Raw genomic sequence first — 12,369 nt, forward strand, 5'->3', positions numbered from 1 at the left:
GCTTGTCGGGGCTAAACAGGCGCTTTAGCGCTTTTGTTCTTGAACTAGCTATTTTATGTCCCACAAAATGTTTGATAAGGCCAGTTTGATGGCGCTGGGAGTGTGGCGTATTCCTTCTGCTCGGGCGTGTGTGCGTACGGATTAGCTAAAACCTCAAGTAGTCGCTCCATCACACTATAGTCTCCTTGTTCCACCGCAGCTTTTAGTGCCTCTTCTACACGGTGATTACGTGGGATTACCGCTGGATTGCTGTCTCGCATCAATTGCTGGGATTCGGCTTTCGATTGTTGCTGTCTTCCAAGTCTCGCCTGCCACTTTTCAACCCATTGAGCAAATTCTTTTTTACCAAACAAAACCGTATTTTCAAGCTGATTAAATGTTAAATCCCGGAACGTATTCGTGTAATCCGCGTTATACTTCTGCATCAAATCAAGGAGTTCCTTAATCAAGGACTCATCCGCTGTTTCTTCTGTAAAGATGCCCAGTTTTGCTCTCATTCCCGACAACCATTTAGTGACATACACCTCACCATATTCGTCAATTGCATCTTCAGCTAATTTAATTGCTTCATCTTGGTTTTCATGTAAAAGCGGTAATAGACTTTCAGCAAATCTCCCAAGATTCCATACACCCATATAAGGCTGATGCCCATATGCATAACGTCCCTGACTATCAATGGAACTAAACACGGTTGCTGGGTCATAGTTATCCATAAAGGCGCAAGGACCATAATCAATCGTTTCCCCACTAATCGTCATATTGTCGGTGTTCATCACCCCGTGAACAAAGCCAACGAGTTGCCATTTCACAATGAGCTCAGCCTGCCGCTTTATAACTTCCTGAAGCAATGCTAAATAGCGGTTCGAGAAAACGTCAATGACCGGAAAGTGGCGTTCTATTGCGTAATCCGCCAAAATTTGGAGTTCTACATCCGTACAAAAATTTGTCGCGAATTGAAAGGTCCCAACGCGCAGATGACTAGCAGCGACGCGCGTTAGAATAGCACCAGGAAGTTCAGTTTCACGGATGACGGGTTCACCAGTTGTCACAACCGCTAAGCTACGGGTAGTGGGAATACCCAAAGCATGCATTGCTTCGCTAATGATGTATTCGCGCAGCATTGGTCCAAGTGTTGCTCGACCATCTCCCATGCGCGAGTATGGTGTTCTACCTGCACCCTTAAGCTGAATGTCCATCCGTTCATCATTTGGAGTAATTTGCTCGCCAAGCAAAATCGCCCGACCGTCCCCTAACATCGTAAAATGCCCGAATTGATGCCCCGCGTAAGCTTGTGCAAGTGGTAAAGCTCCTTCTGGAATTCGGTTACCAGCAAGCACCGCTACGCCTTTTTCATTTTGTAGCGCTTTAACGTCTAACCCTAGAGAGTTTGCTAACGATTCATTCAGTATGATTAACTTCGGTGAGTCAACATGGTTTAAATTGAGGCGCGTAAAAAAAGAGTTTGGCAGACGGGCATAACTATTGTCAAAATTCCACCCTGTTTCTGTTGTTTTTGTCATCGTATCCCCTTTTCTTCTTTCACTTAAAGACATTATAATTATAGACTTTCTTCCCAATATTGATTTCCTATCAATACAAACATTATACCTTATCCAAACAAATAGCAGTTCTTTACTACTCCGCTGCTGCGTCCTCAATTATCCAATCTACTGCACTGATTAAATCCGGGTAAACGGCATCGGCTATCGGGTCACTTTCACCTAAGAATACGCTCTTTGTACCAGCCTTCTTCCCTGCGATAATGTCTGTATCCGTATCGCCTACCATATAGGACTTGGATAAATCCACATTATATTTTTCACTAAGATCAGTAATTAATTTGCTTTTTGGCTTGCGACAAGCACAACTGGCTTTTGGCTTATGCGGGCAATATGCCACATCATGAATCGTTGCCTCGCTCTTCTTTAATTCCGTAATCATATGTGTATGGATATTAATAAGTTGTGATTCCTTCATAAACCCTAAACCAACACCGCCTTGATTTGTTACGACAAAGATGAAATCAAAGTAAGCGTTCAGTTTTTTTATGGCTTCTGGCACACCTGGTAAGAAATATAGATCACTTGGCTTATTCACAAATTTTACCCGATCCGTTAGAACTTCATTTATTACTCCGTCCCGATCCAAAAATACAGCCGTTTTCATATAGCTCAGTCACACCTTTACTAAAAATAGTAGAAAAATTTTTGAAGCAATTGTGTAGAAATTACACATAGCATGCTTCAACCTTGCTGACCCAATACGTCAACAGCTTTCATAAATATGTTTTCTTCTGAATACCTCAAGTCCAAAAAAGTGCATAATAAAAGACCTCAGCAAAGAGGTCTTTTAGACAAAGAATATGCAATTTAAGATGTATTTATATTAATTCTTCTTATTAATTAAGACGAATATTTATTAAGTAAAACATCTAACTCTTGGCTATAATTTACTACTTTAGGGTGTGTGAATCCTAAATCCTTTGCCTTTTTATACATAATAATTCTTTTGATTTCAATTAACACCATTAAAACCTTTTTATGCACTAAACGCTTCATCATTAATCCTCCATCAACATTAACTTTTTCACTTTATTCTTGAGGTGATTATCTAGTTGTTTTGAAGCAACTTTTATATTGTATACCATTTAAAATGAAAAAAATGTCATATTACGCATAAAAAACATAAATTCACAAATTTGTCACAATAAGAGTGTATATACAAGCGAATGCAATAAGAAATACCCTAATAAATTATATTTTTACATATATTACCCAAATAATGCATGTTTTTATACTTGAAACTTTCAACTTAATTCTATACCCTTTGTAGAGCCTAATATGGAGGTCTACTATGAAAAAATTATTAATACATAGCATTGCATTCATCGCTACTATATTAGCTGTTCCGTTAAATAGCTTGGCTAGTAGCTTTGAAGAGCCTACACCCTGGGCACAAAATACAGTGTTGCAGGGAAAAACGGATGGGAATCGTTATTTCGCATTACATTTAACAGAACCACAGCGTATTACCGTTACGTTGGAAAACGATAACCTCAAATGGCCATTTGCAGTTACCGTTTTTGATGAAAACCACAATGCATTAGGCTCTGTCGTCTCGACAAAAGCTGATGAAGACGACATAAAAACAGTGAGCAGCATTGATTTACAAGCTGGTCATTATGTAATACAAATTCATTCTTACTACCATCAGCTCCCTGTCGATTTTATTGCTTCTTATCAATTAGAAGATATCGCTTCAACAGACTTGGAACCAAATGACTCGATTGACCAGGCAAATAAAGTCCCGCTAGAAGGCAACATTACTGGCACGGTCCATCAATATTTAAATAGTAATAAAGATTACTATACCTTCGATGTAACCGAACAAGGTCTATTTACAATAGAAGCCTCTACCTTTTCTTCCGCTGTAGATCGAGACACGCCTGCTAATGGTTGGTATGAACTCTATAACGAAAACGGCGTTAAAGTCCTCGATAACCTACTTCGAGACAAAGTGAAAACAAATACGAAAAACTTCGTGCAGCCCGGGACCTATACGTTACTCATTCACTATACAAACCGTGTTGAAACAGAAATGAGCTACACATTAAAAACGTCATTTGAGCCAATAAACGAAAATACAATCATATCGAACGGTACAAATAATAGTTCAACAAGAGCACAACTCGTACCACTAAATACACCAATTGTGGATATGTTTTACAACAATACGAGTTACGGCAGTTGGCACCATTATTACAAAGTAAATTTACCAAAAGATATGCCTATTCAAATTACTGCAAGCTCAGAAACAAGCGGCTTAAGTATTTTTATGGATTATTCGTACAATCCGCACCTTGCTGGAAACTATGTACCTGAACCAATTACGCTCACTACACAAGGTAAAGCGGGCGATAATATATTTGATTTCAAATATGCCTATGGACCAATCACACGTGTAGACTATAGCTTTACAGTAAACGCACAATATTTCTTGGATGTTCCATTTAGTCATCCGTATTTCAATGAAATCGAAACGATGCGTGCAGCAAGTGTAATTCATGGTTATCCGGACGACACGTTTAAACCAAATGAAGCGATTTTGCGTAAACATGTATTTTCACTACTAAACAATGTAGACACTCTTGAATTACCGGTAGTTCGCGCGGCGACAACCTTTACAGACTTACCTATGAGCCACCCGTATCACGATATAATTCAACTGTTTTACAAAGCAGGTATTGTCGATGGCTTCAAAGGAAATATAACACCGGATTCGACGTTATCTCGTGCGCAATTAGCGAAAATTTTAGTTAATACGTTCAATTTAACACTACAAGGTGAAGTAAAATCATTCGATGATGTCAAAACAGCGGATTGGTATTACGAAGATGTCCAAATTTTAGCGAGCTACGGCATTACAACTGGTTCGAACGGTAACTTTATGCCAAACGCCCCTGTATCCCGCCAGCACTTTGCAGCATTTTTAAACCGCACGTTATCTGTTCTAAAATAAGCGAAAAAAAAGAGGTTCGTTTTATAACGAGCCTCGATTTTTTATAAACTGCACACGTTCGTTCACTTTATAGTACAACTGTGATGGCAACTGTGCTTTTTTCCACGCGTCGTAAACTGTGAGTAAGGAAAACAAGATAGATAATACGAGAAACCAAAAGATACTATTATTTACAAAACGCTCGGTTGTCGTATTGAAAGCATTCGCCATATAGACGAGAAAATCCTTATTGAAGATAGTTGGTCGTGTAAAGAGGAAAATTATGCTGGCTGTCGTAAGTATTTCATGTCCTGCTTGAAACAAGACGACTTTCTTAGTCCATTGTCCTTCAAATAGCTTGTACATGCATAAAGCCACTTCCGACATAATAATCATTGTTATTAACATCCACCATGTCATTAACACATTTTGGTTTAATACAGGCAGGACAAAACTTAGTTCGCCTGCTACATATTCATAAATTCCAAGTAGATGGTCCGCATTAAAATAAATAGTGGCCCAGAGCGTCATTAAAATAAGACGACTGAAAATATGAGATTTATAAACCTTTTTTTTAATCGAAATCATTTGCGTATTTCTTAACTCATCTGTTGTCCACTGTGCCGTCGCTAATGGGACACTACCATTCTTTGGCGTGATGCGTTCTAAAATTGAAATAATAATTGTAATCCCGCAAAACGACAAAATCGACACAAATAATACACGCGCAATCCCTTCTCCTAAAAGTAGCATACTTAAGTCGGTCATTGACAGAGTGTGATCAACCGTACCTAAGTTATCTGCGAGCATAGAAATGCACGTAATCATCACGGCCACAGGTACAATTATTTTCAACAACGTACAGTACATATCAAAATAGCGAGGCCCAATTAAATTCATTCGGCGAATTCCAAATTTACTCGCTACAATAGCCGGATTGCCTAATTCAGTCAATACACGTTCCACATCCTGCTCACCATATTCCTCTGGTAACATCCCTTCAATCATTAAACGCATTTCATTACCAATTTTTTCTCGTTTCCTAGCTGGTAAGCAAAGTTGCAATTCATGAACATATTTGTCTATTAGACGCATCTACCGTCATCCCCTTTGTTTAAGTACTCGCAAGTAATCATATTAGAGAGGCAATTATTTATAGTATTTTGCACACACTGACTTCTCTATTAACTTAACATTCAATACGAATAGATATTTCCCCTGCGATGAAAAACCATTCTTATTGTCTCTTTTTGTCACTTCTATGATGGCGAATGGATTTTATAAAGGATAACTGTAGATTTTTAACAAAAAGGATATGCTGAATTACGAGGCCACTGAAAAATTGGGGAGCCGTTAATTTGCTTACTAGGAAGAAACCTTTCTTTTCCCGCAATCACTCCAATTTTAATAACAAAATGACCTCCCTTAGACTAGTTCACATGAGAAATTTTACTATCAGAAAAAACAACAAAGTTTTCGGAAACAGCCTAAAATTAAATGGATATCTACCGCGATAATATCCCTTCACAAACAATAGCTCATTACAATTAGTTCACCCCAACGTCCATTTCGACGCTCTTCTGTATCAATATAGCCACACTTTTCATACAAGCGCCGTGCAACCGCATTTCCACTATTCACACAAAGTACAATTTCATTGATTTCTGGGAAATGAATTTTCATGAATTCAGGTAGCTGCATTAAAGATTGCCTAGCAAAACCTTTTCCTTGCTCATGAAAATCCGTTGAAAAACTTCGTAGCAAAATCGCATGAGGATTATCTGAAAACTCTTTTACGCCACCCTTTTTATGTAAAATAAAAAACGTAACAAGCTTTTCCTGCTCCATGGCGAGAATAGGAAAGCGATCAGCATCCTTTTTCACTAATTTCAATGCTTCCATCGGTGATATCGTGAATTGTAGCTGTTCTTCCGTTAATGTGTAGCTTTCAATCGCAGTACGTAATGTTTCATTATAAAAGACTAACTCCATCTCAACACCCCACCGTTAATATTTCCGCTCACAATAAGCATCAACTATTTCTTTAATATTCCTTACTATCTCAAGCCCAGTCTATGAAAATATATACAAGTGTTATAACAATCCCTCTAATAAAATTTTATAGATATCTATTTTCTATTTCTCTATAAACATCCTATACCGTAAAAATCGTCTTTGATTAAATCCTAAATATAGCCATTTATAACACAACTAAATAAGCGCCACTTCCACTCCCTATGGCTAGTGTATTTGCAAGCTGATTATTACTGGTCAAATATAAAAATAAAAAAACTATTTAATATTACCATAATGGCAAAAACCATTGCGAACATAGGCTTTCCAACATCATACAGTGCATATGTCGATAGTCCAAATATTACCAGATCTAGTAATAATCTTAGAATTCCTTGAACTGGTATCAGAGCAGTTGGAGATCCAAATGTTCCCCAAATTATCGCTATTAGAAGAGGCGTACCAACACCTAAAAAATCTTTAAAAAATAATCATTCCCCATTTCAAATCCCCAATAACCTAATGAAACTAAGGCACATATTTCTAAAATAAAACGTAGTGCTAAATTTGCGGTAATAACAAACCCCTCTTCTCTTATATGACTATTCCATTAACCTTCCTCGCTAGCACAAAAATGAATTTTGCTTAAGCGCGTTCATTACTGCTTAATCATTTCTTTATTAATTAATTGTTTTTTATCGTCCAAATTAATTGTGCCAGGTGTCCAACTAGGAACTACGCCGTAACCGCCAATAATCTCCTATTTTAATGTTGTTTTTGCCACAAGCCATTCTCCCAACAATAAAATCGTTGCTTTATTGCCTTTTAGCAGCATTACTAAAGCTTTCTTGAATTCTGCAACATGAATGATATCACTAAACAGTTACTCGAACCTTTCGTAATGCCCCCTTACATTCTAAAATCCTTTTCAAGTAGGCTAAAAACATAATGGTCAGTGAATTTATCATATAACCATTCGGCATCTCGTAAACACCCTTCTTTCTGAAAACCTAACTTTTCAGGAATAGCCTTACTTTTCTTGTTAGAAGTTGCTACTCGAATTTCTATTCGATTTAGATTCATATCCTCAAAACAATATCGAATAACTGCTGCACATGATTTCACCATCAATCCTTTTCCTTGGAATCCTTCTCCTAGCCAGTAACCAATAGAAGTAGATTTATTAGACCAATTAATATTATGCAAACCTATTACACCTGCAATTTTCCCTTTATAACAAATCGCTAATTGGAAGCCACCATTACCAGCAAATTGTTCTAATGTCATTTTGATGAAATCTTCCGAATCCCCTACAGATTTTGTTAAATCTACCCATGGTAACCATTCACGTAAATAACTCCTCGAACCATGCGTTAATTCAAATAATTCATTGGCGTGTCTTTTTTCTAAAAGACCTAAATATAAATCTTCTTCAATTTTAATTCCAAACAAATACTTCTACCTCCATTTCACTGTCTTTTTCGTTAAGATTTGAAATCCGAATCTTCCTGTAAATCTCCCGCTAGTTGAACTAATGCAGATTTTTTTTACCAATTAAGCAGTTTAACTTTGTCATATGCCATATTTAGAATTTGAATTCTATTGTCATTGTCAGGTTCTGTTTTGGAAATTAATTGCTTAGCTGTTTCTAGGTTAAATATTACATACCCTGATTTCTCACAATCAAAAGGATGAGGCAAAAATTTTTCCACTTTCACTAAATACCAAATTGTATAAGTATCTGAGGATTTCCAATACCAAGAAGCAAATGGAACCCTTTCAGTACCAATTATAATTCCTTCTTCTTCCATTGCTTCTCGCTTTAATGCTGCATCAATTCTCCCCCCAATAGTTGTTAATAATTGTTCTTCATTGTCCCAAGCCATAACAATTGAACCATTCTCAGTAATCGGAATACAATGTACACTAGCAATTCTTTTATCCATCGGGAGATCATTAACCTCATTTAACATCATTAATTTCACCTTTCAATTAATAGAATTCCACATTCTTGTTTAACTAACCTGCTTGCATTAATACTTAAGGTTCTTGGTAATTGGAATTTATTAACTATTAGTATTCCTTTTATTCCAAATAGCATAAAAGAAAATTCTAATTCCACAAAAAATAAAACGTATGAAAAATAATATTTGATCTATACTAGTAAAGATTTCACTTTCAAACCAATGTGACTAGGAGGGTTAACCCGATGAGTGCGAATGATCAATAGCTCTGAAGGACCGTCAATACTGAACAAAGCTAACGTACGGTTGTCTTAGGTAAATCTTAAGATCCAAGCGGAAGCGAGGCAGCGTGTCATGGAGGAATAACTGTAAGTGGTAATCAAACCCGGAAATTTATTTCCGGGTTTTTTATTTGTGGATAAATAAGCATTACTTGCCGATACACAAATAAAAAAAGTTAATTGTATCTGCCACTTTCTTGATGGATGTAACTGACCCACCTTCCATTTTACCGTTCGTTTCAATTGGATTCCAAATAAATGGATGTTCTCCTAAATCTGTTTCTGAATTCATTGCAAACGTAATCGTAACGGTCGTGCCGTCGTATATGGCATCGCCAATTTCGATTGTTTAACCATTGCTCGTCTGTATTGAACTGATAACCGTTGCATATTCATCAAAATACATAAACTGCGTTGTTTCACCATTAAAAATAATCAACGATGTTTTGAACAACTGGAATTTGAGACGTAATTGTTGGGGAAATGAACATGACAGAAGAGCCAATTCCAGTAGAAAGGAAGATCGCTGCAATTGCATAACGAAGAGGCTGGCGCTTTTTCTTCTTCAAAAAAATGTAAAGCAAACGTTTCTTCTCCATCCTCGTCACGCATGCTGGCTCTATGTCATCAAGATTTAGCTGTAGCATCTCTTGTAGCTCATTTGTTCTAATCGCTCTTTTATCATCGGCAATGTCGCCAGTGCGTTGAAGAAAGAAAAAATGAATATTAGCACGCTTCAGTAGTCTTACAAGACAATCAATTAAGTATAATACTTCCGATGTTTAGTTCCTAAATGATAGCCCCTTTTCTTCCAAAGCCGCTCTAAGTTTAGGTAATGAAGCTGGTCCCATACCGTGAAATTTCAAAATCTCTTTTTCACTAAATTTTGATAGCTTCAGCAAAGAAGTTATCTCATTGTTTTCCAATGCCCGTCTTGCTGGTGCAGAGAGAAGTGAAAGAAATTCGTTTTCAGGTTTGCGTTCTAGCTCACAAGTCGGACAGACAAGACAATCGCTACTTTTATAATATTTGTGTCCTTTTTTGCAAATCCTTAACTTTTTTTCTGAAATTGTCATTAATACATGTCTCCTTTTCTTTCGAATTTTTTTATTCTAATGCGAATTTTTATTGAAATGTTGAATTTGTCGAGATTGATCTACAACTTAATATATATTAAGCGTCAATGGCACTTATTAGTGGTTAAGTCGTATCCTCAATTCGTCTAATTTCATTTTTCATCAAAAAAATCACATAGTTGTTCATAATTTCTTTTGGTAGGTGTAGCATTCATAAAGAGTTGAGCGTTCACATTCAACTAACACACGTTTTTAGCTGAGGAATCTTTTTACTATGCCTCAAGCTCTTCACCTTCTAAAATCTGCAAAAGCGTTCTTTTAGGCTTCACCTCAAAAGTCCTTCTAGTTACCATAAACAACATTATCCTTTATACGGATTCACATTACAAAAAATATCCATTTCACCATTTATAAGACGTTCAGTTCTTCCACGCCTACTCCTTCGTTCGGATTTCCAACTCGTGTTCATACCATATGTAGCACACAACCGCCTTATAAAAACATGTAAATTTTACCTTACTCGGTTTTTTAGTTATATAATTATGACAAATCCAAAATTTCCTATAAATTATAATTTGTTGAACAATATTCGAAACCTTTTACGTCTAAGTAGTAATAGAATAGTAAGGTGGTGGTAAATATGGAGCAGCTAGTAGAGGAATACGGAGAGTACCTATTCCATTTAAGCTATTTATATGTGAAGGACAAGCACTTAGCAGAGGAAATTACCCAGGACGTGTTTTTAACATACGCAACAAAGGGTGACGCTTTTCGTGGGGAGGCAGCGCTGAAAACATATTTGACGAGAATATTAATTAATCGTAGCCATGATGAATTACGAAAAATGAAGCGAAAAAACGTGTTGCAATTTTTAACGCCCTTTTGGACAAACGAAAAATCTGCAGAGCAGGAAGTAATGAAGCAGCAACAATTTCAATCACTAATGGATGCGGTGATGGGGCTACCAATTCACTACCGCGAAGTCATTATTTTGTTTTATTATGAGGAATTTGAGGCACGCGAAATAGCGAATTTGCTAGATGTTTCTCAAAATACTGTGCGCACACGATTACGTAGAGGAAAGGATTTACTAAAATCAAAATTATCGTTACAGGCGGAGGTGTTTAACCTTGAATAATTTAAAAGAGCAGCTAAAACAGGAGCTTCGTTCAGAGGCACCATTCAGTGAGGACATGAAGCGCCGGATTTTGATAAATAAACAACCAGGTAAAGCTTCAGTCAAAAAATTAAATTGGCAAGTTTACACTGTTGCGTTGGCATTTTTATTAATATTAAGTTTTATCGGAATGACGCAGGATGAAACAATGGCAACAAAAACGGTGGCGACATTACCCACAAATCAAAATGAACTTTTTACATTATTGCAGGAAAATGAAACTGTGCTTCCAATCATTGAGCCGAATGGAAAATTAGTTGTCGAACCTAAACCTGGTGCCTCATATTTAATGGGTAAACAGTGGATGCTGGCGAACCTCCCAATGGTCATTGAACGAGAAGCAGCTATACAAGTAGGAGATTATATTGCCTACTATGGCCTTAGCGGTGTTAATGTTGCAACTGTATATGGCGTTACAGAAGATAAAGTACAAATGGAAAACGGACAAATAACATTAAATGGCGAATTTTTGGCATTGCCAGGTGCAGTTAAACCCGTTGGCGATCAGGATGCGGAAGAAAAAGAAATTGCTAAGTATTATTTTGGCGAACGGGAGCATTATTTTAAAACGCAAGATTATATTGATGTGGAACTTGAACAATTACGTACGAATGAGTATGCCGTTTATTCGAATGACAACGGGCATACTGTGAAGGTGATCAATGATAACCAGCTGATTGGAAAAGTCGTCGGCATTCAAAAGCTCGAACCTTCTTTTACGTTAACAACTGAGGAGCAATCACTTTATGGTGCGTTTAAAGAAACTTATGATTTGTCTTTACTCTTGGACGTTGAACCATTAACGATTACGAAAATGTATTTACAAGCTGAAATGGAACTGGATTATGAAACCTATTATGCGTTATTGACAGATCGTGATCCTACGCGAACGGTACGAGCGAATTATTTACAAAGGACACAAAAAATAAGGGACTATTATTTTACGGAGGACATCCAAAGACTTCTAAGTGCATACGGCTTTAATGGAATTGAAGAAGGACAGTTTGAGCAGATAAATGAAATTAACGGTATGATTCACTTCTTTCCAACGAGCCCAACTAGTACAAGTTCTCTGGAGACGTCAGCAGGAATGCTCAAAAATGAACAAGGCATTTGGCAACCAGCCTTTATTATGGCGATTGATTAATATGAGAAAAGCCGTTAAAAAAAGCGTTCAAAACATACATTGAACGCTTTTTTCTTAATAATTATTGGGACTTTAGTTGTCTTGATGGAATTGACTTACTTTATCTCGGCTCCTACAGCTCCCATTCCTTGAGTTAAATAACTTTCTATTCTATCTCAAGTTCAGACGCAGCTAAAATTACTGGAGAAATCATTACAAGTAAAAGACTTATACA

Annotated in this window: 13 protein-coding genes and 1 pseudogene; 3 read left to right on the plus strand and 11 right to left on the minus strand. The window is 36.9% G+C overall.

The window, feature by feature from the left end:
* Window positions 1–53: 53 nt before the first annotated feature.
* The 3 genes from MHH87_RS09135 to MHH87_RS09145 all read right to left on the minus strand — a co-directional run bounded on the left by MHH87_RS09135 (window position 54) and on the right by MHH87_RS09145 (window position 2,558).
* Complete coding sequence (locus MHH87_RS09135; RefSeq protein WP_340749002.1) at window positions 54–1,520, minus strand: protein adenylyltransferase SelO; 1,467 nt, start codon at window positions 1,518–1,520, stop codon at window positions 54–56.
* A gap of 115 nt (window positions 1,521–1,635) precedes the next feature.
* Entirely contained in the window at window positions 1,636–2,166 is a 531-nt protein-coding gene (locus tag MHH87_RS09140; RefSeq protein WP_340749003.1) for a D-glycero-alpha-D-manno-heptose-1,7-bisphosphate 7-phosphatase, read from the minus strand.
* A gap of 236 nt (window positions 2,167–2,402) precedes the next feature.
* The gene (locus tag MHH87_RS09145) at window positions 2,403–2,558 is read right to left on the minus strand and encodes an aspartyl-phosphate phosphatase Spo0E family protein (protein WP_340749004.1); all 156 of its coding nucleotides are present in this window, start codon (window positions 2,556–2,558) and stop codon (window positions 2,403–2,405) included.
* 295 nt (window positions 2,559–2,853) lie between these two features.
* Between MHH87_RS09145 and MHH87_RS09150 the strand changes: the two genes are divergently transcribed.
* The gene (locus MHH87_RS09150; RefSeq protein ID WP_340749005.1) at window positions 2,854–4,518 is read left to right on the plus strand and encodes an S-layer homology domain-containing protein; all 1,665 of its coding nucleotides are present in this window, start codon (window positions 2,854–2,856) and stop codon (window positions 4,516–4,518) included.
* A 21-nt stretch (window positions 4,519–4,539) separates the two neighbouring features.
* On the opposite strand, the gene MHH87_RS09155 is transcribed toward MHH87_RS09150, so the two are convergent.
* The 8 genes and pseudogenes from MHH87_RS09155 to MHH87_RS09190 form a co-directional block, all read right to left on the minus strand.
* Entirely contained in the window at window positions 4,540–5,592 is a 1,053-nt protein-coding gene (locus MHH87_RS09155; RefSeq protein WP_340749006.1) for a hypothetical protein, read from the minus strand.
* A 429-nt stretch (window positions 5,593–6,021) separates the two neighbouring features.
* Entirely contained in the window at window positions 6,022–6,489 is a 468-nt protein-coding gene (locus MHH87_RS09160) for a GNAT family N-acetyltransferase (RefSeq protein WP_340749007.1), read from the minus strand.
* A 272-nt stretch (window positions 6,490–6,761) separates the two neighbouring features.
* Window positions 6,762–7,108 (minus strand): annotated as a pseudogene (locus MHH87_RS09165) (YrdB family protein).
* Between the two features lie 311 nt (window positions 7,109–7,419).
* Window positions 7,420–7,962, minus strand: coding sequence for a GNAT family N-acetyltransferase (locus MHH87_RS09170; RefSeq protein ID WP_340749008.1), 543 nt, complete (start codon window positions 7,960–7,962; stop codon window positions 7,420–7,422).
* 95 nt (window positions 7,963–8,057) lie between these two features.
* Window positions 8,058–8,483 carry an NUDIX hydrolase gene (locus MHH87_RS09175; RefSeq protein ID WP_340749009.1) on the minus strand — a complete coding sequence of 142 codons (426 nt, stop codon included), beginning with the start codon at window positions 8,481–8,483 and terminating at the stop codon, window positions 8,058–8,060.
* 420 nt (window positions 8,484–8,903) lie between these two features.
* Window positions 8,904–9,047 (minus strand): hypothetical protein, encoded by a 144-nt coding sequence (locus tag MHH87_RS09180; protein WP_340749010.1) that lies wholly within the window; start codon window positions 9,045–9,047, stop codon window positions 8,904–8,906.
* A gap of 133 nt (window positions 9,048–9,180) precedes the next feature.
* Window positions 9,181–9,339: a hypothetical protein gene (locus MHH87_RS09185; protein WP_340749011.1), complete on the minus strand. Its 159-nt coding sequence runs from the start codon at window positions 9,337–9,339 to the stop codon at window positions 9,181–9,183.
* Between the two features lie 198 nt (window positions 9,340–9,537).
* Window positions 9,538–9,831, minus strand: a complete 294-nt coding sequence (locus tag MHH87_RS09190) for an RNA polymerase alpha subunit C-terminal domain-containing protein (protein WP_340749012.1) — start codon at window positions 9,829–9,831, stop codon at window positions 9,538–9,540.
* A gap of 640 nt (window positions 9,832–10,471) precedes the next feature.
* Here MHH87_RS09190 and MHH87_RS09195 point away from each other — a divergent pair.
* Together MHH87_RS09195 and MHH87_RS09200 are read left to right on the plus strand one after the other, a co-directional pair.
* Entirely contained in the window at window positions 10,472–10,969 is a 498-nt protein-coding gene (locus tag MHH87_RS09195) for a sigma-70 family RNA polymerase sigma factor (RefSeq protein ID WP_340749013.1), read from the plus strand.
* Complete coding sequence (locus MHH87_RS09200; protein ID WP_340749014.1) at window positions 10,962–12,155, plus strand: hypothetical protein; 1,194 nt, start codon at window positions 10,962–10,964, stop codon at window positions 12,153–12,155. The genes MHH87_RS09195 and MHH87_RS09200 overlap by 8 nt, the downstream gene beginning before the upstream one ends.
* The last annotated feature ends 214 nt before the right edge of the window (window positions 12,156–12,369 follow it).

This window comes from Solibacillus sp. FSL H8-0538, assembly GCF_038003525.1.
GTDB lineage: Bacteria > Bacillota > Bacilli > Bacillales_A > Planococcaceae > JBBOPI01.

What these genes read in the sequence shown, in the direction of transcription:
- MHH87_RS09145 (WP_340749004.1), bottom strand. Translation starts at nt 2,558, where the DNA reads ATGAAGCGTTTAGTGCATAAAAAGGTTTTAATGGTGTTAATTGAAATC.
- MHH87_RS09140 (WP_340749003.1), bottom strand. Translation starts at nt 2,166, where the DNA reads ATGAAAACGGCTGTATTTTTGGATCGGGACGGAGTAATAAATGAAGTT.
- MHH87_RS09160 (WP_340749007.1), bottom strand. Translation starts at nt 6,489, where the DNA reads ATGGAGTTAGTCTTTTATAATGAAACATTACGTACTGCGATTGAAAGC.
- MHH87_RS09180 (WP_340749010.1), bottom strand. Translation starts at nt 9,047, where the DNA reads ATGAATTCAGAAACAGATTTAGGAGAACATCCATTTATTTGGAATCCA.
- MHH87_RS09155 (WP_340749006.1), bottom strand. Translation starts at nt 5,592, where the DNA reads ATGCGTCTAATAGACAAATATGTTCATGAATTGCAACTTTGCTTACCA.
- MHH87_RS09135 (WP_340749002.1), bottom strand. Translation starts at nt 1,520, where the DNA reads ATGACAAAAACAACAGAAACAGGGTGGAATTTTGACAATAGTTATGCC.
- MHH87_RS09175 (WP_340749009.1), bottom strand. Translation starts at nt 8,483, where the DNA reads ATGTTAAATGAGGTTAATGATCTCCCGATGGATAAAAGAATTGCTAGT.
- MHH87_RS09150 (WP_340749005.1), top strand. Translation starts at nt 2,854, where the DNA reads ATGAAAAAATTATTAATACATAGCATTGCATTCATCGCTACTATATTA.
- MHH87_RS09190 (WP_340749012.1), bottom strand. Translation starts at nt 9,831, where the DNA reads ATGACAATTTCAGAAAAAAAGTTAAGGATTTGCAAAAAAGGACACAAA.
- MHH87_RS09195 (WP_340749013.1), top strand. Translation starts at nt 10,472, where the DNA reads ATGGAGCAGCTAGTAGAGGAATACGGAGAGTACCTATTCCATTTAAGC.